Consider the following 25,728-nt stretch of genomic DNA (forward strand, 5'->3'; position numbering starts at 1 on the left):
AGGAGGCCTGGGCCCGGTGATCCGGATCGGCCGCAGCCGGCACCCAGCCGGACGCCACCGCGTGCGCCCCGAAGAAGCCCCCGGTGAAGAGCAGGAGGCCGGCGAGCACCACGAGGGTCACGGGAGCGAGCATCGCCATCGCGCCCGCCGACATCACGGCGATCGATCCCAGCAGCACCGGGAATCGCCCCAGCCGAGAGGCCAGCACTCCCGCCCAGGGCGATGACACGGTCCCGGCGAGGTAGGCCAGGAACAGCAGCGTCACGAGCCAGACGGGAAGCGCGAAGGGCGGCTCGACGAGATGGAAGCCGAGATAGTTGTACACCGCCACGAACGCGCCCATGAGAAGGAAGCCCTGAGCGTAGAGCGCGAGCTGCGTGGCCGAGCGCAGCGGCGTCAGCAATCGGGTCAGCATTCCGGTTGCGGCGTGTTCGCGGTGTCTACCCGGGACGAAGCCTCGAGCCCGGGGCGCGAGCCACACGAACAGCACGGCCGCGAGGGCGCACACGGCCGCCACCGTCCACATCCCGGCACGCCAGCCGATCTGCTCACCGACGATTCCCGACACGATACGTCCGAGGAGTCCCCCCACCGTCGTGCCCGCGATGTAGCTGCCCGCCGCGGTCGCCTCGTTGCGAGCACGTATCTCCTCGCTCAGGTAGGCGAGTGCCACTGCCGGGACCGCGCCGAGGGCCATCCCCTCGAGAAGCCGCAGCGCGAGCAGCATCTCCAGGCCCGTGCTCAGCGGCGCGATGAGACCGAGCGCCGTCGCGGTGAGGATGCCGATCGCCATGGCCTGCACGCGTCCGAGGCGATCCGCGACCATAGACCACGGGATCACGGCTGCAGCGAGTCCGAGCGTCGCCGCAGACACGGCGAGTGCCGCCGACGCCGGCGCGATGCCGAGGTCGATCGACAACGCCGGCAGGACGGCCTGCGGCGAGTAGAGCTGCGCGAAGGTCGCGATGCCTGCGAAGAAGAGTCCGGCGATCAGCCGTCGGTACTCAGGAGAGCCGGGCGCGTGACCGGAGAACGTCACCGCGACGTGATCCGCTCCCACAGAGCATCCGTCTGCTCGAGCGTCTCCTCGATCGAACCGGACGTGTCGATGACCTCGTCCGCGATGGCGAGCCGCTTCTCGTCCGACACCTGGGCGTCGATCCGTCCCGCGGCTTCCGCGTCGGTCATCCCGCGCAGGTCGACGAGTCGCCGCCTCCTGATGTCGGCCGGCGCATGCGCGACGACGATCAGGTCCCAGGGGTCGTCGACCCTGGCCTCGACGAGCAGCGGCACGTCGTACACGACCACGGACTGCGGATCACGGTGCCCCGCGTCGTCGAAGCGTCGCTGCGATTCGGCGCGGACCGCCGGATGCACGATCGCGTTCAGTTGACCGAGCTTGTCCTTATCGGCGAACACGACGGCGCCGAGGGCCGCCCGATCGAGTGAGCCGTCAGGCGCGATGACCTCGGCGCCGAACGTCGAGGCGATCGCTGCGAGCACGGGCGATCCCGGAGCCTGGACATCGCGGACGATCTGATCGGCATCCACGATGGTGGCCCCGTGCTCGGCGAGTCGTCGTGCGATGGTCGACTTCCCCGACGCGATGCCGCCGGTGAGCGCGATGAGTGGCATCCCGCCAGTCTAGGCTTCCGCGATGCGGAGGCTCAGCGGCCGAGCAGCTGCCGACGCGAGCTGATCACTCCGGTGTCGAATCCGGCGAGGTGCAGTCCACCGTGGAACCGCGCATGCTCGATCTTGATGCATCGATCCATGACGACGGAGAGCCCCGCGGCCTCGGCGACGGCAGCGGCATCCTCGTTCCACGATCCGAGCTGCAGCCACAGTGCACGAGCGCCGACGTCGACGGCCTCCTGCGCGACGCCCGGCAGGTCATCGTGCCTGCGGAAGACGTCGACGATGTCGGGGACCACGGGAAGGTCCGCGAGCGACGCGTAGACCGGCTGCCCGAGGATCTCGGTCTCGCGCGGATTGACGAAGTAGACGTCGTACGACGAACTCGACAGCAGGTAGGTGCCGACGAAGTACGACGCTCGGGCCGGGTTGTTCGATGCTCCCACGATGGCGACGGAGGTGGAGCGCCGAAGCAACGCGAACCGCGACTGCTGGCCGGGGCCGATCCACGTCCGCCCCGGAACCGCCGGAGCAGCACCGGGCAGCTCGCAGGCCGCGGCCTCGGTGGGCGCAGGAATGGCGCAGGATGCCGTGGATCCCGTATCCGTCGAGCTCATCGGTTCGCTCCCGTCGCGGTCGTCAGGGCCTGGTCGAGGTCCCAGATGATGTCATCGGCGTCTTCGAGGCCGACCGAGATGCGGATCAGGTCGGGGCGAACACCGGCCGCCGCGAGCTGAGCCTCGGTGAGCTGGCGGTGGGTCGTGGATGCCGGATGGATGACGAGCGTCCTCGCGTCCCCGATGTTCGCCAGATGCGAAGCGAGCTGCAGGTTCTCGATGAGCTTCTCCCCCGCCGCGCGCCCGTCATCGGCCTTGACGCCGAAGGCGAATACTGACCCCGGACCGAGCGGCAGATACTTCGCGGCTCGCTCATGGTGAGGATGGCCTGCGAGTCCCGCCCAGGTCACGTAGTCGACGCGAGGATCGGAGTCCAACCAGTCCGCGACGATGCGGGCGTTCGCGAGATGCGCGTCGATGCGCTGCGGCAGCGTCTCGATGCCCTGCAGCAGATTGAACGCCGACTGAGGGCTCAGCGCCGGTCCGATGTCGCGCAGCTGCTCGGTACGGAGCTTGGTGAGGAACCCGTACTCGCCGAAGTTGTCCCACCACTTGATGCCGCCGTAGGACTCGACCGGCTCGGTCATCTGCGGGAACCGTCCGCTGCCCCAGTCGAACGTGCCCTTCTCGATCACGACGCCACCGAGCGTGGTGCCGTGGCCGCCGAGGAACTTCGTCACCGAGTGGATGACGATGTCGGCACCGTGTTCGAGGGGACGCGCGAGATACGGCGTGGCCAGGGTCGCGTCGACCACGAGAGGAACCCCTGCCGCGTGCGCGACCTCGGCCAGCCCCTCGATATCGGCGATCTCGCCCGACGGGTTGCCGATCATCTCGACGTAGACGACCTTGGTCTCGGGGCGGATCGCGGCTGCGTAGTCGGCAGGGTCGGTGGAGGCGACGAACGTCGTCTCGACGCCGAAGCGGCGCAGCGTCACATCGAGCTGCGTCACCGTGCCGCCGTACAGCTGGGCGGAGGCCACCACATGGTCACCCGCTCCGACGAGCGCCGCGAACGTGATGAACTCCGCGCTCATGCCCGACGCGGTGGCGACGGCACCGATCCCGCCCTCGAGCGAGGCGAGGCGCTCCTCGAGTGCGGCGACGGTGGGGTTGCCGATGCGGGAGTAGATGTTGCCGTACTTCTGCAGAGCGAAGAGGTTGCCCGCATCCGCCGCATCCTCGAAGACGAACGAGGTCGTCTGGTAGATCGGCACCGCGCGGGCGCCCGTGGCGGCATCGGGGGTACCGCCGGCGTGCAGCGCCCTCGTCCGGAATCCGAAGCGATGTTCTTCCGTCATGGTGTCCTCAGTTCAGCGTTCTCGAGCACGGCGGCGATGTCGTCGACGGCCCACGGGTTCTGCAGCGATGTCGTGTCTCCGAGCGGCGCGGGTGCGCGTCCAGCTCGTCGGTCCTGCTCAGCTTCCCAGAGCTGTGCCAGCAGCCGCCGCATGATCTTGCCCGAACGGGTCTTCGGCAGATCGGGCACCACGACGATGTGCTTCGGCTTGGCGACAGGGCCGATGGCGGTGGCGACCTGACCTCGGAGCTCGCTGGTCGAGACCTCAGAGCGTCCGGATGCGGTGACGAATGCGACCACGGCCTGCCCGGTGACCGCATCGGCCACGCCGGCGGTGCCCGCCTCGCCGACCGTGTCATGCGCCACGAGGGCGGATTCGATCTCGATCGTCGAGAGGCGGTGTCCCGACACGTTCACGACATCGTCGAGTCGACCGAGGATCCAGATGTACCCGTCGGCGTCTCGGGTCGCCCCGTCACCGGCGACGTAGTATCCGCCGTGCTCACCGCGTCCGGCATACGCCGACCAATACGCGTCGCGGTAGCGCTGCGGGTTGCCCCACACGGTCCGCGCCATCCCCGGCCACGGACGGCGCACGACGAGCGTGCCGGATCTTCCCGGCGCCACCTCATCGCCGTTCGCGTCGACGACCGTCGCGTCGATGCCCGGCAGGGGCACGGACGCCGATCCGGGCTTGAGCGTCGTGACGCCGGGAAGCGGTGCGATCATCGCCGCCCCGGTCTCGGACTGCCACCAGGTGTCGATCACCGGGAGCTCGTCGCGCCCGAAGTTCCGGCGGAACCAGATCCACGCCTCGGGGTTGATCGCCTCACCGACCGTGCCCAGCAGGCGAAGCGACGACAGGTCGTGCCCCTCCGGCAGATCGGCGCCGAACCAGGTCATGAAGGTGCGGATGAGCGTGGGCGCGGTGTAGTAGACGGTGACTCCGTAGCGCTCGATGATCTCGAGATGTCGCTCGCGGCTCGGCGTGTCCGGCGTGCCCTCGTAGATGACCTGCGTCAGCCCGTTCGAGAGCGGACCGTAGATCTCGTACGTATGGGCGGTCACCCAGGCGAGATCCGCCGTGCACCAGTGCACGTCATCGGGCTTCGCGTCGAAGTGGGCCCAGTGCGCCCAACTCGCGTGCGTGAGGTACCCGCCGGACGTGTGGACGAGCCCCTTCGGCTTCCCCGTCGTGCCCGACGTGTAGATGATGAAGAGCGGATGCTCGGCATCGAACGCCTGAGGCTCATGCTCTGAGGAGGCGGTGTCGACGACGTCGTGCCACCACACGTCGCGTCCCTCGGTCCAGGGCACGTCCTGCCCGGTGCGGCGGAGCACGAGGACGTGCTCGAGGTCGGGGAGGTCGGCGGCCGCGACATCGGCGGTGGACTTGACCTCGGTCGCGGTGCCGCGGCGGAACTGGCCGTCACTCGTGACGAGCAGCTTGGCACCGGTGTCGGCGAGCCGGAATCGCACCGCCTCGGCGGAGAACCCGCCGAACACGAGCGAGTGCACGGCGCCGATGCGCGCACAGGCGAGCGTGATGACGACCGTCTCGACCAGCACGGGGAGATAGACCACGACGCGGTCGCCCGGCCGGATGCCGAGTGCGATCAGCGCATTCGCCGCGCGCGACACCCTGTTCTGGAGGTCGGAGTAGGTCACGGCGATGCGGTCGCCCGGCTCGCCCTCGAAGTGCAGCGCGACCTTGTCACCGCGGCCGGCCTCGACGTGGCGGTCGACGCAGTTGTACGCGACATTGAGCCGTCCGCCGACGAACCATCGCGCGGCCGGAACGGCATCCCCCACGGGCGGATCCCATTCGTGAGCCGTATGCCAGGGCTCGGCCCAGTCGAGCCGCGCGGCCGCCTTCTCCCAGAAGAGGGTCGGATCGGCGGCGGCTCGCGCATAGGCCTCGGCGGTCACGTTCGCCGTCGAGGCGAACCCTGCGGGCGCCGGGTATGTGCGGGTCTCGTGCAGTCGTGCTTCACTCACCGTCACACCCACCGTCGGAGCAGATACTTCTCGACCAGCACGAGAAGGGCGTTGGTGATCGTCCCGAGGAGCGCGAGCAGGACGATCGACAGGATGATCCTGTCCACTCGTCCGCTGTTCTGCGAGTCCGTGAGCAGGAACCCGAGTCCCATCGACGAGGCGATCAGCTCAGCGGCGACGAGGAACAGCCACGCCTGCGCGAGTGCGAGTCGAAGGCCTGCGACGACCGAGGGCACGACCGCGGGCAGCTGCACGGTGCGGAACAGTGACCAGCCTCGGAGGCTGAACGAGCGTCCGGCCTCGACGAGCTGAGGATCGACGTGTCGGAGCGCCGAGGCGACCGTCGTGTAGACCGGGAAGAACGCGCCGATGGCGATCAGGGTCACCTTGGACTCCTCGCCGATCTGCATCCACAGGATCAGCAGCGGCACCCAGGCCAGCGACGGCACAGCTCGGACCGCCGAAAGCGTGGGACTGAGCAGCACGTCGCCGATCCGCGAGAGCCCGACGACACCGGCGATCGCGAGTCCGATCACGGATCCGATCGCGAAACCGAGCAGCACGCGCTGCACCGAGATCGCGATGTGCGTCCAGAGCTGCCCGCGCTCGGCCAGCTCGACACCGGCGGCGATGACGGACTCCGGAGACGGGAGGAGGTAGGGCGCGACGATTCCGGTGGTCGTCACGATCTGCCAGGCGATGACGATGAGGACGGGCAGCAGGAACCCGCCGATGACGCGCACGACCGGGCGGTCCCACGCGTGCCGAGCGCCCACCTCAGGGTGCCGACGGACGCCGCGGGCGGCGTCGAGCGCGTCCCTCGTGTCCGCGGGCACCACCACGCGCTGGTCGGGAAGGATCACTCGCCCCCGACCGCCTTCTCGGCGAACGTCGCGTTCACGATCGAGTCGAGCGCCTTGTCGACCGAATCCTTGCCGCCCTGGACATCACCGGAGTCGACGAGCACGGGCGCGATCTTCTCGAGCACGGCGATCTGATCGTCGCCCGGGATTCCGCTCACGTCGAGGTTCGAGCGCTCGGTGATCACGGTCTCCGCGACCGCGATGTCGATGCCTGCGACCTCGGCGAGCAGCGCAGCCGTCTCATCGGGGTTCTCGAGGGCCCACTCGCGCGCCTGCTCGTAGGCGTCGACGACGGCCTGAGCGAGATCGGCGTGGTTCTCGATGAAGTCCTCGGTGGCGTTCAGGAACCCGTACGTGTTGAAGTCGACGTTGCGGTAGATCAGCTGGTCGCCCGACTCCACCTCGGCCGCGGCCATGATCGGGTCGAGTCCGGCCCAGGCATCGACCGATCCGCCGTCGAGCGCAGCGCGCCCGTCGGCGTGCTGGAGGTTCTGCACCTCGACGTCGTCGACCGAGAGGCCCGCCTCCTCGAGCGACTGCAGCAGGAAGAAGTAGGGGTCCGTGCCCTTGGTCGCGGCGACCGACTTGCCCGCGAGATCCTCGACCGACGTGATGTCGCTGTCAGGACCGACGACGATCGCCGACCATTCGGGCTGCGAGAAGATGTCGATGACCTGGATCGGCGAGCCGTTCGAGCGCGCGAGAAGCGCGGCCGAACCGGCGGTCGACCCCACGTCGATCGATCCGGAGCGCAGCAGCTCGTTCGCCTTGTTGGAGCCGGCGGACTGCACCCACTCGACGTCGACGTCGTCGCCCAGGATGTCCTCGAGGATTCCCTGGTCGCGGATCACGAGGCTGAGCGGGTTGTACGTGGCGAAGTCGATCGACAGCGTGTCCGAAGACCACTCGCCGGTCGCCGCCGTGTCGTCGTTCGAGTCGGAGGCCGTGGCGTTCTCACCGGCGACGCAGCCGGTCGCGACGAGCATCATCGTCCCGGCGATGGCGATCGCAGGGACGATTCGGCGGGTGATGGTGCTCATCGGGTCTCCTCGGTGGCGGTGCTGTGATGGGTGTCGACGCCGAGTCCTTCGAGGAGCTCGGCACGGAGGTTCGCGAGACCGCGATCGGCGCGGTCACGGGGGCGGATGCCGGGCACGGTGATCGTTCGCGCGATGGATGGCGCATCCGACTCGGCGTCGCCGACCAGCGTGCGCAGCAGCAGCACGCGATCGGCCAGGTAGAGGGCCTCTTCGACGTCGTGGGTGACGAGGAGGACGGTGGTGGGCTCTGCGGCGTGGATCTTCAGGAGGAGATCGTGCATTCGCAGTCGCGTGAGGGCGTCGAGCGCGCCGAAGGGCTCGTCGAGCAGAAGGACGCCGGGGTTGCGGGCGAGCGCGCGGGCCAGGGAGGCGCGCTGCGCCATTCCCCCCGACACCTCGCGCGGGCGCTGGTCGGCCGCCTGCTCGAGTCCGACGAGAGCGAGCAGCTCGCGCACACGTTCGCGGCCCTCACGGCGCGCGGTGCCGCGGGGAAGTCCGAGCTCGACATTCTGCGCGATGGTTCGCCACGGCAGGAGCCGCGGCTCCTGGAAGGCGATCGCGGTGCGCTCGTCGACGTCGGCGACACCGGAGTCATCGATCAGGATGCGTCCGCCCGTCGGCGCATCCAGCCCGCCGACGAGGCGCAGGAGCGTCGACTTCCCGCATCCGGACGGCCCCACGATCGCCACGATCTCGCCGGCGGCGACGTCGACGTCGACACTTCGGAGGACATCGCGGCGGCTGCGCACGATCGGGAAGCTGCGTTCCACACCCTGCAGACGCACGGGCTGCGCAGTGCCGGCGACGGCCGGACCGCGCGCCGTCGAGGGCGCGGAGAGCAGAGAGGTCATGTCCCTATGCTGTCCAACCGGGCGAAATGTGACGAATGCGAACGTAATGTTCGGTCACGTACCCTTGCGCGCTCCACCGAGACGGGCGGATACGCAGAACGGGCCGCCATCCCGAAGGATGACGGCCCGTTCCAGAAAGCGTGATGCTTACGCGTTGCCGCCCGAGAGCTTCTCGCGCAGAGCCGCGAGTGCCTCGTCGTCAGCGAGCGTGCCCGCACCGGCGGATTCGCTCGAGAACGCCTGGCCGCCGAAGTCCTCGCCGGCAGCAGCCTCGGCCTCGGCCGCCTTGGTGACCTGAGCCTTGTGAGCCTCCCAGCGAGCCTGGGCTGCAGCGTACTCCTGCTCCCATGCCTCGCGCTGAGCGTCGAAGCCGTCCTTCCACGCACCGGTCTCGGCGTCGAAGCCCTCCGGGTACTTGTACTCGCCGTTCTCGTCGTACTCAGCGAGCATGCCGTAGAGAGCCGGGTCGAACTCGGTGCCGTTGGGGTCGACCGACTCGTTGGCCTGCTTCAGCGACAGCGAGATGCGGCGACGCTCGAGGTCGATGTCGATGACCTTGACGAACACCTCTTCGCCGACGGAGACGACCTGCTCGGCCAGCTCGACGTGCTTGCTGGAGAGCTCGGAGATGTGGACGAGGCCCTCGATGCCGTCTGCGACGCGCACGAACGCACCGAACGGAACGAGCTTGGTGACCTTACCCGGCGTGACCTGACCGATCGCGTGGGTACGGGCGAAGACCTGCCACGGGTCCTCCTGCGTCGCCTTCAGCGACAGGGAGACGCGCTCGCGGTCGAGGTCGACCTCGAGGATCTCGACGGTGACCTCCTGGCCCACCTCGACGACCTCGGAGGCGTGCTCGATGTGCTTCCAGGACAGCTCGGAGACGTGCACGAGGCCGTCCACGCCACCCAGGTCGACGAACGCACCGAAGTTGACGATCGACGAGACGACACCCTTGCGGACCTGACCCTTGTGCAGGTTGTTGAGGAACGTCGTGCGCGACTCGGACTGCGTCTGCTCGAGCAGAGCGCGGCGCGACAGGACCACGTTGTTGCGGTTCTTGTCGAGCTCGAGGATCTTCGCCTCGATCTCCTGGCCGAGGTACGGCGTGAGGTCGCGGACGCGGCGCAGCTCGATGAGCGAGGCCGGGAGGAAGCCACGGAGGCCGATGTCGACGATGAGGCCACCCTTGACGACCTCGATGACGGTGCCGGTGACGACGCCGTCGTTCTCCTTGATCTTCTCGACGTCTCCCCAGGCACGCTCGTACTGAGCACGCTTCTTGGAGAGGATCAGACGGCCTTCCTTGTCCTCCTTCTGGAGAACCAGGGCCTCGACCTCGTCGCCGACCTTGACGACCTCGTTGGGGTCGACGTCGTGCTTGATCGAGAGCTCGCGCGAGGGGATGACACCCTCGGTCTTGTATCCGACATCGAGCAGGACCTCGTCGCGGTCGATCTTGACGATCGTGCCTTCGATGATGTCGCCGTCGTTGAAGAACTTCAGGGTCTTCTCGACCGCGGCCAGGAAGTCCTCAGCAGATCCGATGTCGTTGATGGCGACCTGCTTGGTGGCCGGGGCGGTCGTTGCGGTAGTCATGTAGTGGGTTGTCCTTGTTGAATGGAGTCTCGGGCTGCGGGGCAACGGACGCGCACGTCCGACAGCATGCTCCACAGCGGTTGATGGGGTGTTCGATGCCACGAGGGCATGCACAGGCACGCCACGAGTGACACTTCAGGCTATCAGATGTCGGGCGCCGACGGAGGATGACGATGACGGAATCCGGCGGGCACTGCAAGACTGTGCTCATGCCTCGCGCCGACAAGCTCCTCCTGCTCGACACCGCAAGCCTCTACTTCCGCGCCTTCTACGGCGTGCCCGACAAGGTGACGGCTCCCGACGGCTCGCCGATCAACGCGGTGCGGGGCCTGCTCGACATCGTCGCGAAGCTCGTGACACTGTACGAACCGACCCACGTCGTGGCCTGCTGGGACGACGACTGGCGTCCGCAGTGGAGGGTCGATCTGATCCCGAGCTACAAGTCGCATCGCGTGCTGGAGGCCGTCCCGGCCGGACCCGACGTCGAGGAGGTGCCGGATCCGCTCGAGGCGCAGATCCCTCTGATCCGCGAGACCCTCGGGCTGCTCGGGATTCCGATCATCGGCGTCGCCGAGCACGAGGCCGACGATGTGATCGGCACCCTGGCGACGCACGCCACCATGCCGGTCGACATCGTCACGGGGGATCGCGACCTCTTCCAACTCGTCGATGATGCGCGGGACGTACGCGTCGTCTATACGGCGCGCGGCATGAGCAACCTCGAGATCATCACGGATTCGGTCGTCGTCGCCAAGTACGGAGTGCTGCCGAGCCAGTACGCCGACTTCGCCACGATGCGCGGCGACGCATCCGACGGCCTGCCCGGCGTCGCCGGGGTCGGCGAGAAGACGGCGGCCACCCTGCTGCAGGCGCACGGAGACCTCACGGGAATCCGCGCCGCCGCCGAAGCCGGTGAAGGCATGAGCGCCGGCGTGCGGGCCAAGGTGCTCGCCGCATCGGACTACCTCGATGTCGCGCCGACGGTCGTCGCCGTCGCGACCGCTCTCGAGATCACCGCCCCCGATGCCGCGCTCCGTCCGCTGGATCCGTCGGAGGTCGATGCGGCGACCGCTGTCGCGGAGAAGTGGAACCTCGGCACCTCGATGACCCGCGCGATCGCCGCCGTGGCGACGACGGGAGACTGAGCGACCTCGCCCACGCCCTCGGGCCCCGTGGTCAACCGGCCCAGGCGAGAAGACGCTCGAGCCCCCAGGTCGTGATGATGCGCGATGCGGGCACGCCGGCACGTTCCGCTCGGACGGCCCCGTGGTCGAGCAGCGACAGCTGCCCCGGAGCGTGGGCGTCGGAGTCTATGGAGAAGAGGCATCCCGCCTCGAGCGCGATCTCGATGAGCTCGTCCGGCGGATCCTGCCGCTCCGGTCGGGAGTTGATCTCGACGGCGACGCCGTTGTCCGCGCACGCGGCGAAGACCGCTTCGGCATCGAAGGCGGAAGCCGGTCGAGTTCCGCGCTCACCCTGCACGAGGCGCCCCGTGCAGTGCCCGAGAACGTTGACTCGGGGATTCGACACCGCCGCGATCATGCGCGCGGTCATCGGCCTCGCGTCCATCCGCAGCTTCGAGTGGACGGACGCCACGACGATGTCGAGCTCGCCGAGCAGCGTGTCCTCCTGGTCGAGCCCACCGTCGTCGAGGATGTCGACCTCGATGCCGGCGAGAAGAGTGAAACCCTCCCCCGACTCGGCTCGGACGAGCGGCATCTGCTCCCGCAGCCGCTCTGCAGACAGACCACGCGCCACCCTGAGCCGCGGCGAGTGATCCGTCACTGCCTGATACTGGTGCCCCAGCGCTCGCGCTGCGGCCGCCATCACGGGGATCGACGTCGTGCCGTCGGACCAGTCCGTATGCGCGTGCAGATCGCCGCGCAGCTTTCCCCTGAGCTCCGACACGATCTCCGGTTCGACCTCGCCGCGCAGCTCCACCAGATAGTCGGGGACCTCTCCCCCCTGCGCCTGCCGGATGACCGCGAACGTCGACTCGCCGATGCCCTTGGCTGCGCGGAGCCTCGTCGGGTCTGAGCGGACGTCATCCGGCAGCTGCTGCAGAGTGGCCGCCGCCTGACGGAACGCCTTAGCCCGATACCGAGACGCCCGCTCGCGCTCGAGCAGCGATGCGATCTCGAGCAGCGCGGCGACCGGGTCCATGTCCGACCTACGCCGTGGCGAGTTCCCGGCTCACGCCGATCCACTCATCGAGCTTCGCAGCGGCGCGACCGTCGTCGACGGCCGCCGCCGCACGGGCGTACCCCTCGCGCAGCCGCTCGAGAATCGGGCGCTGCACCTGATTCGCGTCCTGGGAGAGCTCGTAGGCGACGATGCCCGCGGCCGCGTTCAGCAGCACGATGTCGCGGACCGGGCCGATCTCACCCGAGAGCGTCCGGCGGAGCACCTCGGCATTGTGCTCCGGCGATCCCCCGATGAGATCGGACAGGTCTGCGAGTGGGATGCCGAGGTCACGCGGGTCGAGATCGTGCTCGTGGATGTCGCCTCGGGTGACCTCCCAGATGCGGCTGTGACCTGTCGTCGTCAGCTCGTCGAGACCGTCGTCGCCGCGGAACACCAGCGCGGTCGCGCCGCGCGTGCGGAACACGCCCGTGATCAGCGGCACCCGCTCGAGCTGTGCGACTCCGACCGCGTTCGCCTCGGCGCGCGCCGGGTTGCAGAGCGGGCCGAGCATGTTGAAGACCGTCGGCACCCCGAGCTCGGCGCGCACGGCACCGGCGTGCTTGAAGCCGGGGTGGAAGGCACCCGCCCAGGCGAACGTGATGCCGGTCCTGTCGAGGATCGATGCGACCGACGCGGGATCGAGCGTCAACTCGAGACCGAGCGCGCTGAGCACGTCGGACGACCCCGACGACGAACTCGCCGCTCGGTTGCCGTGCTTCACCACGGGCACTCCGGTCGCGCCGATGATCACCGCCGCGGTGGTCGACACGTTCACTGTTCCGACACGGTCGCCTCCGGTGCCGACGATGTCGAGCACATCGGGCGAGACGGGAAGAGGAACGGCGGCTTCGAGGATCGCGTCGCGGAAGCCGACGATCTCGTCGATGGTCTCGCCCTTGGCGCGCAGCGCCACGAGGAAGCCCGCGAGCTGTGCCTCGGTGACATCCCCGCGCATGATCTTCCGCATCGCCCACGTCGACTCCCAGACGCTGAGGTCGCGACGCTCCAGAAGAGTGGTGAGCACGTCGGACCAGGTCAGGGAATCAGCCATGTGTGCGATCCTATCGGCGCGGGGAAAACGTGCAGACTCTTCCACACGAGTGGTCCCGCTCGCGGCATCCCCCGTTTCCCGCGGATTCACCGAGGATTCGCAGTGTTTTCTTAGGGTCGCCTAAGTCGAATCCGGTCCATTTGAGGGTCGTCGGTGCGAGAATCACGCCCGGGGATCGGCCATAATGGAAGGGTGACGACCTCAGCGACGTATGCCCCGGCGGCAAGAACGATCAAGCGCCCCAACCCGGTAGCTGTCGGCACCATTGTGTGGCTCGGCAGCGAGGTGATGTTCTTCGCGGGACTCTTCGCGATCTACTTCACGCTCCGCAGCACCTCCCCCGAGCTCTGGGCCGACCGCACAGAACTGCTGAACGTTCCGTTCGCGTTCGTCAACACGGCCATCCTGGTGCTCTCCTCGTTCACGTGCCAGATGGGCGTGTTCGCAGCCGAGGATCTGCAGCCCTACCGGATCGCCAAGGGCCAGAAGAACGGCGCGGGACGCCGTCGCCTCTTCGGCTGGGGCATGGTCGAGTGGTTCTTCCTCACCTTCGCTCTCGGCTCGATCTTCGTCGCCGGTCAGGTCTGGGAGTACGCGACGCTCGTCGCTGAAGGCATGCCGATCAGCGCCGACTCGTACGCCTCGGCGTTCTACCTGACGACCGGCTTCCACGCACTGCACGTCACCGGCGGCCTCATCGCGTTCCTGCTCGTCATCGGACGTGCGTACGCCGTCAAGAATTTCCGGCACAAGGAGGCGACCTCCTCGATCGTGGTGTCCTACTACTGGCACTTCGTCGACGTCGTCTGGATCGTGCTGTTCGTCGTTATCTACTTCCTGAAATAAGAGCGGAGCTGATCCCCGAGATGGCACGAGAGAAGAAGCGCCGTTCGAACGGTCGTCGCAGCCCCCTGGCTGCGGTGGCCCTCATCGGAGCAGGACTCATGATCACCGGCGCCGTGTACGCCGGCGCATCGGCCGCGTTCGCCGCGACCGACACCACGACCGCTGCGGAGAGCACGCTCACCGTCGAGGACGGCGAGAAGCTGTTCCAGGCGAACTGCGCGACCTGTCACGGACTCGACCTGCAGGGCACCGCCAACGGCCCCAGCCTCTACGGCGTGGGTGAGCTCGCGACGGAGTTCCAGCTCTCCACGGGTCGTATGCCCCTGCAGATGCAGGGACCGCAGGCGCCGCAGAAGCAGCCGCAGTTCACCGAGGACCAGATCCTCGCGATCTCGTCGTTCGTGCAGGAGTCCGCTCCCGGCCCGACGTTCCCCGACAAGCACATCCTCGACGGGGAGGGCGATGTCGCGAACGGGGCAGAGCTGTTCCGCGTCAACTGCGCGATGTGCCACAACGTGGCCGCCGCGGGTGGCGCACTCACCGAGGGCAAGTACGCCCCGGCACTCACCGAGACCAGCGCGCTGCACATGTACGCCGCGATGGTCACCGGCCCCCAGAACATGCCCGTCTTCGGCGACATGAACCTGTCCGACGAGGACAAGCGCGACATCATCTCGGCTCTGCTCTACCAGCAGCAGTCGGTGCAGATCGGCGGCTTCTCGCTCGGTTCGCTGGGTCCCGTGTCCGAGGGCCTGTTCGTCTGGATCTTCGGAATCGGCGCGCTCGTCGCCATCACCGTGTGGATCACGGCGAAGTCCAACTGACGCTTATTCATCGAAGAGGAACGTACGAGGAGCACCATGGCACACGACGACGACTCGCAGGCTCTTGACAGGGCCTACCAGCCCTCTCCGGGGCTGGGTGTCGCAGTCAGCGATCCCGTGCAGAACCCCGGGCTGCCGCCGCACCGCGCGCGGATGACCGACAAGGACCCGCGCGCCGAGAAGGCTGCGGAGCGCACGGTCTACACCCTGTTCTATCTCTCGCTGGCAGGAAGCATCTGGGCGGTCGCCGCCTACATGCTCTTCCCCATCGAGAGCGGCGCGCTCATCGACATCCGTCAGAACAACCTCTTCATCGGTCTCGGCATCTCGCTCGCGCTGCTCGCGATCGGAATCGGTGCGATCCACTGGTCCAAGGCTCTGATGAGCGACAAGGAGCACATCGAGCACCGCCACCCGACGCGGGGCAAGGACTCGACCCGTGAGGCCGTCGTCGAGGCATTCGCCACCGCCAACGAGGAATCCGGCTTCGGACGTCGCACGATGATCCGCAACTCGCTGTTCGCAGCGATCGTGGCCTCGATCATCCCCGGCGTGACGCTGTTCCGCGGGCTCGCCCCGCACAGCACCCCCGACGACCCGACGGCCGGCGACCCGGTCGCGCTGCTCAAGCACACCATGTGGGAGAAGGGCGCGCGCCTGGTGCGCGACCCCGACGGCACGCCGATCCGCGCAGCGGACGTCACCCTCGGCTCCGCGTTCCATGTGATCCCGGAAGACCTCGCAGACCTCAGCCACCACGATGGCTACCTCGAGGAGAAGGCCAAGGCCATCGTGCTGATGATGCGCCTGCGCCCCGAGCAGCTGACCGAGGCGGAAGACCGCAAGGACTGGTCGTACGACGGCATCGTCGCGTACTCGAAGGTCTGCACCCACGTCGGCTGCCCCGTGGCGCTGTACGAGCAGCAGACCCACCACCTCCTCTGCCCCTGCCACCAGTCGCAGTTCGACGTCACGGATCACGCCAAGGTCATCTTCGGACCTGCCGCACGTCCGCTGCCGCAGCTGCCCATCACCGTCGACGACGAGGGCTACCTCATCGCACGCAGTGACTTCACCGAGCCCGTCGGCCCGAGCTTCTGGGAGCGCCATTGAGCACCGCAACGCTGTCCAAAGAGGACAAGGACAACAAGGCGCCTCTCGGCGGCCGATTCGTCGGCGCCGCGTCGAACTACATCGATGAGCGCACCAGCATCTCCGGCTTCGTCAAGGAGCTCGGACGCAAGATCTTCCCCGACCACTGGTCGTTCATGCTCGGCGAGATCGCGCTGTGGAGCTTCGTGGTCGTGTTCCTGTCCGGAACCTTCCTGACGTTCTTCTTCCAGGCATCCATGGTCGAGACGCACTACACCGGTGCCTACGCCCCGATGCGTGGCATCGAGATGTCGGCTGCCCTCGAATCGTCACTGCACATCTCGTTCGACCTCCGCGGTGGTCTCCTGGTCCGCCAGATCCACCACTGGGCCGCTCTGGTGTTCGTCGCCGGTATCGGCGTGCACATGCTGCGCGTCTTCTTCACCGGGGCGTTCCGCAAGCCGCGCGAGCTCAACTGGGTCATCGGCTTCGTGCTGTTCATCCTGGCCATGGCCGAGGGCTTCACCGGCTACTCGCTCCCCGACGACCTGCTCTCGGGCAACGGCCTCCGCATCATCGACGGCATGATCAAGGGCTTCCCGGTCGTGGGAACCTGGATCTCGTTCCTCCTCTTCGGCGGCGAGTTCCCGGGCACCGACATCGTCGGCCGCCTCTACACGCTGCACATCCTGCTGCTGCCGTTGCTGGTCATCGGCCTGATCGTCGTGCACCTGATGCTGATGATCGTCAACAAGCACACGCAGTTCGCCGGTCCCGGCCGCACGAACGACAACGTCGTGGGCTACCCGATGATGCCGGTCTACATGTCGAAGATGGGCGGCTACCTGTTCATCGTCTTCGGCACGATCGTGCTGATCGCGACGTTCTTCCAGATCAACCCGATCTGGAACTACGGCCCCTACGACCCGTCTCCCGTGTCCGCCGGTACCCAGCCCGACTGGTACATCGGCTTCGCGGACGGTGCGCTCCGACTCGCTCCGTCGAACCTCGACGTGGTGTTCCTCGACCGCACCTGGTCGTTCGGCATCCTGCTCCCGGTCGCGGTGCTCGGTCTGTTCATCGTGCTCGTCGCGATCTACCCCTTCCTCGAGGCGTGGGTCACGGGCGACAAGCGCGAGCACCACATCGCACAGCGTCCCCGCAACGCCGCGACCCGCACCGCCATCGGCGTGGCCGGCGTCATCTTCTACGCAGTGCTCTGGGCTGCGGCATCCTCCGACCTCATCGCGACGCATTTCATGCTCACGATGGAAGGTGTGATCCACACCCTGCAGGCACTGCTGTTCGTCGGCCCGATCCTCGGATACTTCGTCACGAAGCGCATCGCGATCGCTCTGCAGAAGAAGGACCGCGAGATCGTGCTGCACGGCTACGAGTCCGGCCGCATCGTGCGTCTCCCCGGCGGCGAGTTCATCGAGGTGCACCAGCCGGTCGACAAGTACGACCGTTGGAAGCTCATCGATGTCGACGGCTACGAGCCGCTCGTCGTCCGTCCGAACGCCAAGGGCCGCATCTCGTGGACTGAGAACCTGCGCTCCTCCGTGTCGCGCTGGTTCTTCGAGGACCGTCTCGCCCCGCTCACGCAGGCCGAGATCGAGGCCGCAGATGCTCACCAGCACCACGTCACGGCTCACACCGAGGAGACCGAGGCCGCCGAGATCCAGGGCGCGCACGAACGCGCCGGGTTCCCGGACGCCCCGCTCACGGTGAGCGAGACGCACGTCGACGAGACGCCCAACACACCGAGCACGGTCATCTCCACGGAGCCGGTGAAGAAGCCTCGCAAGAAGAAGACGGAGGAGGGCGAGTAAGTCCGCCCCTCCCCCGTGAAAGGCCCTGTCCGCTTCGGACGGGGCCTTTCTTCTGTCCGGGCACCTCCCATCTCGGCATGCAAGGATCGTGGCATGAGCTCCGCAGTCCAACTCATCCGTTCGACCGACCTCGCCGCCGCTCCCTACGCGTATGCCGCCACCGCTCCCGCCACTTCTCGGCTGATCCTCGCCGGGGCCTGCCCGCTCGAGGACGACGGCACGACCACTGCTCCTGGCGACTACGCCGCGCAGGCCGCGCGCTGCATCGAGACGCTGCAGGCCGCGCTACGCGCCAGCGGTGCCGCATTGACAGACGTGATCAGCACACGAGTCCTGGTCGCATCGACGCGGCAGGCAGATCTCGTCACTGCCTGGGACGTCATCCACACGGCGTTCGGCTCACACGACGCGCCGAGCACGCTTCTCGGAGTGACTGTCCTCGGCTACGAGCACCAACTCGTCGAGATCGAAGCCGTCGCCGCCGTCGCGGACGTCGCGGACGTCGCACCCGTCGAGGAAGGCATCCGATGAGCGCCGTGATCCGTCCGGCGCTCGCGGATGACGCTCAGATCATCGGGATGATCGAAGCGCACGCCGACGCCCTGCTCACCGACAGCCTCGGCGCACCCGAGTGGCCCCCTGCCGGGGATGCCCTCGAGCGACTGGGCGGTCCCGGATTCGTGCTGCTTCTCGAGGATCCGGTCGACTCCTCCCCCGTCGGCTTCGTTCACGTTCTCGATGCAGACGGACACGCCCATCTCGAACAGCTGTCGGTGCTCCCGGCGTCGGGACGACAGGGTTTCGGGCGTCTCCTCGTCGACGCTGCGCTCGCTGAGGCGCGAGAGCGCGGGTATACCCGGATCACCCTGCGCACATATGCGGAGGTTCCCTGGAATGCCCCGTTCTACGCGTCCTGCGGCTTCCTCGAGAGCCTCCCAGAGACGGCGTTCCAGCGGGGGCTCGTCGACACGGAAGCCGAACTGGGCCTCGATCGCTATGGTCGACGCCTGCAGATGACCGCAGAGCTCTGAGGTTCACAGCTCGCGGATCTACGCGCCCCGCGCAGGTTGGCAGGAAGGCATGCGCCCGCGTCCGAAAGACGGCGGCGGGCCGGACATCGCGCCTTCTAGGCTGGCGTCATGATCGATCGTGCCGACTATTACGCCGCCAGACTCGCCTACGAGACCGACGCCAGCGACGCCTACGCCGCGCTCTCGTCCGATGACAGGCCCGTCATCATCGACGTGCGTTCGGAGGCGGCATGGGCGCAGGGGCGCGTCGCCGGGGCCGTGCACATGCACTACAGCGAGATCGCAGCCCGTGCGCCTCGCGAGATACCCGCCGACACCTCGGTCGTCGTCTACTGTTGGAGCCCCGGTTGCAACGCCGGCGTCAAGGGCGCGCTCGAGTTCGCGAAGCTGGGTTACGAGGTCCGAGAGATGATCGGCGGGTTCGAGTACTGGGTCCGTGAGGGGTATCCGGTCGAGGATGCCGACGGGGTCCACCGACGCCCCGTCGACCCTCTCACCGGCATCCCGAGAGTCCGAACCCACGCCTGAGACGCAGGGAAACAGAAAGGCCCCGGAATGAATCCCGGGGCCTTTCTGATGACGTGTCTCAGCGAGCGAAGTTGCCGCGGTAGTACTCGTACACCCAGCCGACGATCGCGATGACGAAGATCGCGAGTCCGATCGGGAGCAGGAAGTGCCCCACAGCCAGGCCGACCACGAACACCGCAGCGGAACCGGCGAGAACCAGCGGCCACCACGACCACGGGCTGAACTCACCCAGTTCGGGGTCTCCGTCATCGATGTCGCTGGTGAGGATGTCTTCCGGCAGCTCACCGTTCTGAGCCTTGTGCGTGCGGTCCAGGTAGAACGCGATCATCGCGCCCATGAACGCCGCGAAGAACAGCGCCACGGTGCCGACCCACTCGATGCGCGCGGCGAAGTTGTCCGCGGGCGTGGCGAGGATGTGCCAGCCGGTGTACACGACGCCGACCAGGGCGAAGAAGGCGGTGAGGACCCACCAGAGGATGACGTTGTCGCGCATGGCTCAGTGGCCCTCTCGCTCGCCGGGGACGGTGGTCGTGAACTCGGCCGCCTCCGGGTGGTTCAGGTCGAATGCCGGACGCTCACTGCGGATGCGCGGGATCGACGTGAAGTTGTGTCGCGGCGGCGGGCACGACGTGGCCCACTCGAGCGATGCGCCGTAACCCCACGGGTCGTTGACCGTGACCTTCGGCGCCTTGCGCGACGTGATCCACACGTTCAGGAAGAACGGCAGCATCGACGCGCCGAGGATGATCGCACCGATCGTCGACACCTGGTTGCCCCAGGTCCAGCCGTCTGCCGCGGAGTAGTCCGCGTAGCGACGGACCATGCCGTCGACACCCAGCCAGTGCTGGATGAGGAAGGTCATGTGGAAGCCGATGAACAGCATCCAGAAGTGCACGTAGCCGAGGCGCTCGTTGAGCATGCGTCCGGTCCACTTCGGCCACCAGAAGTAGAAGCCCGCGAACATCGCGAACACGACGGTGCCGAAGACGACGTAGTGGAAGTGCGCGACCACGAAGTACGAGTCGGACAGCGCGAAGTCGAGCGGCGGGGCCGCGAGGATGACACCCGTGAGACCACCGAAGACGAAGGAGACGAGGAAGCCGAGGGCGAAGACCATCGGGGTCTCGAACGTCACAGAGCCTCGCCAGAGCGTTCCGATCCAGTTGAAGATCTTCACACCGGTGGGCACCGCGATGAGCATGGTCATGAGGGCGAAGAACGGCAGCAGGACGGACCCGGTGACGTACATGTGGTGCGCCCAGACGGCGACGGACAGAGCGGCGATCGCGATCGTCGCGTAGACCAGGGTCTTGTACCCGAAGATCGGCTTGCGGCTGAAGACCGGGAAGATCTCCGAGACGATTCCGAAGAACGGCAGGGCGATGATGTAGACCTCAGGGTGCCCGAAGAACCAGAACAGGTGCTGCCAGAGAAGGACTCCACCGTTCGCCGGGTCGTAGATGTGCGCACCGAGCACGCGGTCGGCGCCGGCGGCGAAGATCGCGGCGGCGAGCACCGGGAACGCCATGAGGATCAGGAGGCTCGTGATGAGCGTGTTCCACGTGAAGATCGGCATGCGCCACATCGTCATACCCGGAGCGCGCATCGTGATGATCGTCGTGATGAAGTTCACGGCACCGAGGATGGTTCCGAAGCCCGAGATGCCGAGACCGAGCATCCAGAGGTTTCCACCGGCACCCGGTGAGAAGGATGCGCTCGCCAGCGGCTGATAGGCGAACCAGCCGAACGATGCGGCACCCTGCGGCGTGAGGAAACCGGCGACGGCGATCGTCGAGCCGAAGAGGAAGAGCCAGAACGCGAAGGCGTTCAGACGCGGGAATGCGACGTCCGGTGCACCGATCTGCAGCGGCAGGATCGCATTCGCGAAGCCTGCGAACAGCGGCGTCGCGAACATCAGCAGCATGATCGTGCCGTGCATCGTGAACAGCTGGTTGTACTGCTCCTTCGTCGGGATGATCTGCATCCCGGGAGCGAACAGCTCTGCACGGATGACGAGCGCCATGACGCCGCCGAGGAGGAAGAACAGCACCGACGCGATCAGGTACATGTACCCGATCGTCTTGTGGTCGGTGGAGGTGATCCACTTGACGACGATGTTGCCCTTCTGCTCGACGCGCGAGGAGCTCATGAGAGCGGCCTGGCGCGCGGGCAGTGCGGACGGACGGGAGCGAGGGGCCTCGTCGGTGCGGGGTGCTTCTGTGGTCGACATGGCTTACTCCTCTCCTTCTTCGGAGTCGTTCTGCGCGGTGGTGCCGGGATAGTTCGCCAGACGGTCGTACGCGTCGGTGATGTCACCCGTGTTGCCGGCCTGCTCGAGCGACTCGAGGTAGGCGTCGTATTCGTCCTGCTCGACGACCTTCACGTTGAAGAGCATCATCGAGTGGTACTCGCCGCAGAGCTCGGCGCACTTTCCGGCGTATTCGCCGACTCGTGTCGGGATGAACGACCAGGAGTTGTCCTTCCCGATGTACATGTCCTTCTTGTACAGGAAGTCGATGATCCAGAAGGAGTGGATCACGTCACGAGACTGGAGGTCGATCGTGACCTTCTTGTCGACCGGCAGCACCAGTGTCGGCAGCTGCTCCTGGTCGATGTTGCCGTCGGCGTCGGGCTGGGCCTGGATGCCCATGGTCCACACGGCGTCGGCGTTGTCGTCCTCTTCGCCGTCGTACTGGAAGTCCCAGGCCCACTGCTTGGCGATGGCCGTGATCTCGACGTCGGGGTCATCCCACTTCGTCTCGATCGCGGTCTGATCGCGAGCCGTGAAGAAGAACATCCCGAGGACCAGGATCAGCGGCACGATCGTGTAGAAGATCTCGATCGGCATGTTGTACCGCATCTGCACCGGCAGGCCGGTCTGGCCCTTGCGGCGGCGGTACGCGATCGCGGCCCAGGCCATCAGACCCCAGGTGATGACGCCCACCGCGAGGAGGACGATCCAGGAGTTCACCCAGAGCGACGCGACACGGTCGGTCTGGTTTGTGGCGGCGGTACCGTCCTCTACGAACCCCGGGAGGTAGCCATGGAGCTCGGTGGGAGTACATCCCGCCAGGGCCACGGCTGCCGCTACTCCCACAGGGAGGGCGGCCCAACGAAGGCGGCGTTTCGAGGGCACGATGCACCTTTCAGATTGCGGACAGGGCACACCCAAGTCTAGGGCAACCTCACACCTGATTCATGCCAACCACGCAGGTTGGCGAGGTCGAACGGATCAGTGGAAGCTGTCTCCACAGGCGCAGCTGCCCGCGGCGTTCGGGTTGTCGATCGTGAAGCCCTGCTCCGAGATCGTGTCCTTGAAGTCGATCGATGCGCCGTCGAGATACGGGACGCTCATGTTGTCGATGATGACCTCGACGCCGTCGAAGTCGACGGTCTCGTCGCCCTCGAGGAAACGCTCGTCGAAGTAGAGCTGGTAGATCAGGCCGGAGCACCCACCGGGCTGGACGGCGACGCGCAGACGGAGGTCGTCGCGGCCTTCCTGCTCGAGGAGGTTCTTGACCTTGACGGCCGCGGCGTCGGTCAGCTTCACGCCGTGTGCCTGAGTGGTCTCTGCAGAAGTCAGTGTGGTGTCGCTCATATCGCTCCTTGTGACGGGCCGCGCTCGCACGGCAGGTGTATCGATTTTACCCCGCGTCGTCGATCACGGGGCGGGTGTGATCGACGACGCGGCAGATCGGATCGGTTCAGATGACGATGTCGTTCATGCGAGACAGCAGCAGCGCTTCGGTCGCCACGGCGTGTCGGAAGGTGTCGAGGTGCAGCGACTCGTTCGGGCTGTGCGCCCGCGAGTGCGGGTCCTCGACACCCGTGACCAGGATCTGCGCGTCGGGGAACTCGCGCACGAGGTCGGCGATGAACGGGATGGATCCACCGACGCCCAGGTCGATCGGCGCCACTCCGTACCCGTCGTGCATCGCCTCGCGGGTGAGCGCCACCGCCCATCCGCTGGTGTCGACGAGGAAGCCGTTGCCGAGGTCGACGTCCGAGAAGGTCAGCTCGGCGCCGAACGGGGCGTTCGCGCGCAGATGCGCCTCCAGCGCCGCGTAGGCGTCCTCGCCCGACTGTCCCGGTGCGACGCGCGCGCTGATGACGACGCTCACCTCGGGAAGCAGCGTGTTCGAGGCCGCCGCGACGCTCGTGGCGTCGATGCCGATCACGGTGACCGAGGGCTTGTTCCAGATCCGGCTCAGGATCGTGCCGTCGCCGATCGGCGAGACCCCGGCGAGGAGGCCCGCCTCGTCGCGCAGTGTCTCCTCCGTGTACTCGGGAGTCTCCGCCTCCCGCTCCGCCAGTCCCTCGACCGCCACCGAGCCGTCCTCGTTCCAGAGCGTCGACAGCATCCGCACCGTGGCCATCATCGCGTCGGGCACGGCACCACCGAACATCCCCGAGTGCGAAGCGTGGTCGAGTGTGCGCACGCGCACCGTGAAGCGGGCGTTGCCGCGCAGCGAGACGGTGAGCCCGGGCGTCACGGAATCCCAGTTGCCCGAGTCGGCGACGACGATGGCATCCGCACGCAGCGCGTCCTTGTTGTCGGCGAGGAACTGCGCGAAGGAGCGGGAACCGTACTCCTCCTCCCCCTCGATGAACATCGCGATCCCGAGTTCGAGGTCGTCGCCGATCACCTCGGCGACCGCCCGGATCGAGGCGATGTGCGCCATGATCCCGGCCTTGTCGTCTGCCGCGCCGCGACCGTACAGGCGACCGTCGCGCACGGTCGGCTCGAACGGCGGGGTCTCCCAGAGGGCGTCGTCTCCGGGAGGCTGCACGTCGTGGTGCGCGTAGAGGAGGATCGTGGGCTTGCCGTTGCGCGCTGCACGCGTCGCGAGAACGGCCGGCTGCCCGACCTCATCGGTTCCGGGGATCGCGGCCCGCAGCACGCGCACCTCGTCGAAGACGCCCGTCGCCTCGGCGAGAGCCGCGACAGCCGCGGAACTGCGCTCGAGTTGCGTCTGATCGAAAGCGGGCCATGCCATCCCGGGAATGCGCACGAGCTGACCCAGATCGCTCAGGGCCGCCGGGTACCCGGTCGACACCGCCTCGAGGACTGCGGGCTCACGCTCGCTGGAGAGATTCTGGGCGCCGGGCTGAGCAGGAGAAGTCATGCGAGTAATCTTAAGGTGATCCGCCTTCACCCGAACCGAGGAATCTCGTGGCCACTTCCCCCTCCACTCCTTCGACGAACGACGACGCCCCCGAGACGCCCACCGCGGGCAAGGGACGCGCGACGCCGACCCGCGCGGAGCAGGAGGCGGCTCGCCGCCGTCCCCTCGTGGCCAACACCAAAGAGGCCAAGGCCGCCGCGCGCGCCGAGCTCAACGAGCGTCGCAATCGCGCTCAGGCAGGTCTCGCGGCGGGCGAGGAGAAGTACCTGCCGGCACGAGACAAGGGACCGCAGCGCCGCTGGGTTCGCGACTACGTGGATGCGTCGTGGCAGCCCGCGGAGTTCGTGATGGGGGTCATGGTCCTCGTCATCCTGATCTCGCTGCTGCCCCCGAGCCTGGCCATCGCCGGATTCGCGGTGGCCGGTTGGGCCTACCTCGTGATGATGGCCTACCTGATCCTCGCGATCGGTGGCATGATCCTGCTCGGCATGCGGGTCAAGCGCAAGGTCGCGGCGAAGTTCGGCACCGATCGCGTGGAGCGCGGTCTCGGCTGGTACGCGGCGATGCGTTCACTGCAGATGCGCTTCATGCGACTGCCCAAGCCTCAGGTCAAGCGCGGCCAGTACCCGGGCTGACCTCCGCAGAACGTCGAAAGGCGTCCGATGCTCCGCGGAGCATCGGACGCCTTTCGACGTTCTGCGGAGGTCAGCCCGGGTACTGGCCGCGCTTGACCTGAGGCTTGGGCAGTCGCATGAAGCGCATCTGCAGTGAACGCATCGCCGCGTACCAGCCGAGACCGCGCTCCACGCGATCGGTGCCGAACTTCGCCGCGACCTTGCGCTTGACCCGCATGCCGAGCAGGATCATGCCACCGATCGCGAGGATCAGGTAGGCCATCATCACGAGGTAGGCCCAACCGGCCACCGCGAATCCGGCGATGGCCAGGCTCGGGGGCAGCAGCGAGATCAGGATGACGAGGACCATGACCCCCATCACGAACTCCGCGGGCTGCCACGACGCATCCACGTAGTCGCGAACCCAGCGGCGCTGCGGTCCCTTGTCTCGTGCCGGCAGGTACTTCTCCTCGCCCGCCGCGAGACCTGCCTGAGCGCGATTGCGACGCTCGTTGAGCTCGGCGCGCGCGGCGGCCTTGGCCTCTTTGGTGTTGGCCACGAGGGGACGGCGGCGAGCCGCCTCCTGCTCCGCGCGGGTCGGCGTCGCGCGTCCCTTGCCCGCGGTGGGCGTCTCGGGGGCGTCGTCGTTCGTCGAAGGAGTGGAGGGGGAAGTGGCCACGAGATTCCTCGGTTC

The 25,728-nt window shown here is 67.4% G+C and carries 26 protein-coding genes; 9 read left to right on the top strand and 17 right to left on the bottom strand.

Translation table 11 applies throughout. The features are described 5' to 3' along the window. The 9 genes from RTM68_RS04440 to rpsA form a co-directional block, all read right to left on the bottom strand. Positions 1–1,060, bottom strand: a 1,060-nt coding sequence (locus RTM68_RS04440) for an MFS transporter (RefSeq protein ID WP_312168578.1), incomplete at its 3' end; no start/stop codon positions are given. After that, positions 1,036–1,635, bottom strand: coding sequence for a dephospho-CoA kinase (coaE, locus tag RTM68_RS04435; protein ID WP_312168580.1), 600 nt, complete (start codon positions 1,633–1,635; stop codon positions 1,036–1,038). The genes RTM68_RS04440 and coaE, both read right to left, overlap by 25 nt. Before the next feature lie 32 nt (positions 1,636–1,667). Beyond that, the gene (locus RTM68_RS04430; RefSeq protein WP_312168582.1) at positions 1,668–2,252 is read right to left on the bottom strand and encodes a CoA-binding protein; all 585 of its coding nucleotides are present in this window, start codon (positions 2,250–2,252) and stop codon (positions 1,668–1,670) included. Beyond that, complete coding sequence (locus RTM68_RS04425; protein ID WP_312168584.1) at positions 2,249–3,553, bottom strand: O-acetylhomoserine aminocarboxypropyltransferase/cysteine synthase family protein; 1,305 nt, start codon at positions 3,551–3,553, stop codon at positions 2,249–2,251. The genes RTM68_RS04430 and RTM68_RS04425 overlap by 4 nt, the downstream gene beginning before the upstream one ends. Next, the gene (gene acs, locus RTM68_RS04420; RefSeq protein WP_396654181.1) at positions 3,550–5,562 is read right to left on the bottom strand and encodes an acetate--CoA ligase; all 2,013 of its coding nucleotides are present in this window, start codon (positions 5,560–5,562) and stop codon (positions 3,550–3,552) included. Before acs ends, RTM68_RS04425 begins: the two co-directional genes overlap by 4 nt. Continuing rightward, positions 5,553–6,413 carry an ABC transporter permease gene (locus RTM68_RS04415; protein ID WP_396654182.1) on the bottom strand — a complete coding sequence of 287 codons (861 nt, stop codon included), beginning with the start codon at positions 6,411–6,413 and terminating at the stop codon, positions 5,553–5,555. The genes acs and RTM68_RS04415 overlap by 10 nt, the downstream gene beginning before the upstream one ends. After that, a complete protein-coding gene (locus RTM68_RS04410) occupies positions 6,410–7,453 on the bottom strand; it encodes an aliphatic sulfonate ABC transporter substrate-binding protein (RefSeq protein ID WP_312168588.1) in 1,044 nt (347 codons plus the stop codon). Before RTM68_RS04410 ends, RTM68_RS04415 begins: the two co-directional genes overlap by 4 nt. After that, entirely contained in the window at positions 7,450–8,304 is an 855-nt protein-coding gene (locus RTM68_RS04405) for an ABC transporter ATP-binding protein (RefSeq protein ID WP_312168591.1), read from the bottom strand. Before RTM68_RS04405 ends, RTM68_RS04410 begins: the two co-directional genes overlap by 4 nt. 147 nt (positions 8,305–8,451) lie before the next feature. After that, a complete protein-coding gene (gene rpsA, locus RTM68_RS04400) occupies positions 8,452–9,906 on the bottom strand; it encodes a 30S ribosomal protein S1 (RefSeq protein WP_194763411.1) in 1,455 nt (484 codons plus the stop codon). A gap of 173 nt (positions 9,907–10,079) precedes the next feature. Here rpsA and RTM68_RS04395 point away from each other — a divergent pair, with 173 nt between their 5' ends. Continuing rightward, positions 10,080–11,051: a 5'-3' exonuclease gene (locus RTM68_RS04395; RefSeq protein ID WP_312168595.1), complete on the top strand. Its 972-nt coding sequence runs from the start codon at positions 10,080–10,082 to the stop codon at positions 11,049–11,051. A 31-nt stretch (positions 11,052–11,082) separates the two neighbouring features. Here the strand turns inward: RTM68_RS04395 and RTM68_RS04390 are convergent, their stop codons facing one another. Next, positions 11,083–12,069: a PHP domain-containing protein gene (locus RTM68_RS04390; protein WP_312168596.1), complete on the bottom strand. Its 987-nt coding sequence runs from the start codon at positions 12,067–12,069 to the stop codon at positions 11,083–11,085. 7 nt (positions 12,070–12,076) lie between these two features. After that, positions 12,077–13,141: an anthranilate phosphoribosyltransferase gene (gene trpD / locus RTM68_RS04385; protein ID WP_194763414.1), complete on the bottom strand. Its 1,065-nt coding sequence runs from the start codon at positions 13,139–13,141 to the stop codon at positions 12,077–12,079. Between the two features lie 192 nt (positions 13,142–13,333). Here trpD and RTM68_RS04380 point away from each other — a divergent pair, with 192 nt between their 5' ends. The 7 genes from RTM68_RS04380 to RTM68_RS04350 all read left to right on the top strand — a co-directional run bounded on the left by RTM68_RS04380 (position 13,334) and on the right by RTM68_RS04350 (position 19,294). After that, on the top strand, positions 13,334–13,987 hold the full coding sequence (locus RTM68_RS04380) for a heme-copper oxidase subunit III (protein WP_194763415.1): 654 nt from the start codon (positions 13,334–13,336) through the stop codon (positions 13,985–13,987). 20 nt (positions 13,988–14,007) lie between these two features. Continuing rightward, positions 14,008–14,811: a c-type cytochrome gene (locus RTM68_RS04375; RefSeq protein ID WP_194763416.1), complete on the top strand. Its 804-nt coding sequence runs from the start codon at positions 14,008–14,010 to the stop codon at positions 14,809–14,811. Between the two features lie 36 nt (positions 14,812–14,847). Further along, positions 14,848–15,924 carry a Rieske 2Fe-2S domain-containing protein gene (locus tag RTM68_RS04370; RefSeq protein ID WP_312168601.1) on the top strand — a complete coding sequence of 359 codons (1,077 nt, stop codon included), beginning with the start codon at positions 14,848–14,850 and terminating at the stop codon, positions 15,922–15,924. Next, positions 15,921–17,735, top strand: a complete 1,815-nt coding sequence (locus RTM68_RS04365; protein WP_312168603.1) for a cytochrome bc complex cytochrome b subunit — start codon at positions 15,921–15,923, stop codon at positions 17,733–17,735. The genes RTM68_RS04370 and RTM68_RS04365 overlap by 4 nt, the downstream gene beginning before the upstream one ends. A 93-nt stretch (positions 17,736–17,828) precedes the next feature. After that, positions 17,829–18,266: a Rid family hydrolase gene (locus tag RTM68_RS04360; RefSeq protein WP_312168606.1), complete on the top strand. Its 438-nt coding sequence runs from the start codon at positions 17,829–17,831 to the stop codon at positions 18,264–18,266. Beyond that, complete coding sequence (locus RTM68_RS04355) at positions 18,263–18,766, top strand: GNAT family N-acetyltransferase (RefSeq protein ID WP_312168609.1); 504 nt, start codon at positions 18,263–18,265, stop codon at positions 18,764–18,766. Before RTM68_RS04360 ends, RTM68_RS04355 begins: the two co-directional genes overlap by 4 nt. Before the next feature lie 108 nt (positions 18,767–18,874). After that, on the top strand, positions 18,875–19,294 hold the full coding sequence (locus RTM68_RS04350; RefSeq protein ID WP_312168612.1) for a rhodanese-like domain-containing protein: 420 nt from the start codon (positions 18,875–18,877) through the stop codon (positions 19,292–19,294). Between the two features lie 58 nt (positions 19,295–19,352). Here RTM68_RS04350 and RTM68_RS04345 read toward each other — a convergent pair whose 3' ends face one another. The 5 genes from RTM68_RS04345 to RTM68_RS04325 form a co-directional block, all read right to left on the bottom strand. Next, positions 19,353–19,787 (bottom strand): cytochrome c oxidase subunit 4, encoded by a 435-nt coding sequence (locus tag RTM68_RS04345; RefSeq protein WP_194763422.1) that lies wholly within the window; start codon positions 19,785–19,787, stop codon positions 19,353–19,355. Between the two features lie 3 nt (positions 19,788–19,790). Next, positions 19,791–21,524 carry a cytochrome c oxidase subunit I gene (ctaD, locus tag RTM68_RS04340; protein WP_194763423.1) on the bottom strand — a complete coding sequence of 578 codons (1,734 nt, stop codon included), beginning with the start codon at positions 21,522–21,524 and terminating at the stop codon, positions 19,791–19,793. A 3-nt stretch (positions 21,525–21,527) separates the two neighbouring features. Beyond that, complete coding sequence (gene coxB, locus RTM68_RS04335) at positions 21,528–22,430, bottom strand: cytochrome c oxidase subunit II (RefSeq protein ID WP_194763424.1); 903 nt, start codon at positions 22,428–22,430, stop codon at positions 21,528–21,530. Positions 22,431–22,526: 96 nt separating this feature from the next. Next, complete coding sequence (erpA, locus tag RTM68_RS04330) at positions 22,527–22,892, bottom strand: iron-sulfur cluster insertion protein ErpA (protein WP_194763425.1); 366 nt, start codon at positions 22,890–22,892, stop codon at positions 22,527–22,529. 106 nt (positions 22,893–22,998) lie between these two features. Beyond that, entirely contained in the window at positions 22,999–24,420 is a 1,422-nt protein-coding gene (locus RTM68_RS04325; RefSeq protein WP_312168615.1) for a dipeptidase, read from the bottom strand. Positions 24,421–24,467: 47 nt separating this feature from the next. On the opposite strand from RTM68_RS04325, the gene RTM68_RS04320 reads away from it, so the two are divergent. Beyond that, positions 24,468–25,055: a DUF3043 domain-containing protein gene (locus tag RTM68_RS04320; protein ID WP_312168617.1), complete on the top strand. Its 588-nt coding sequence runs from the start codon at positions 24,468–24,470 to the stop codon at positions 25,053–25,055. Between the two features lie 70 nt (positions 25,056–25,125). Here RTM68_RS04320 and RTM68_RS04315 read toward each other — a convergent pair whose 3' ends face one another. After that, positions 25,126–25,713 (bottom strand): DUF3043 domain-containing protein, encoded by a 588-nt coding sequence (locus tag RTM68_RS04315; RefSeq protein WP_312168617.1) that lies wholly within the window; start codon positions 25,711–25,713, stop codon positions 25,126–25,128. Positions 25,714–25,728 lie beyond the last annotated feature (15 nt).

The sequence above is a fragment of the Microbacterium sp. genome (genome assembly GCF_031988965.1).
Lineage (GTDB): Bacteria > Actinomycetota > Actinomycetes > Actinomycetales > Microbacteriaceae > Microbacterium.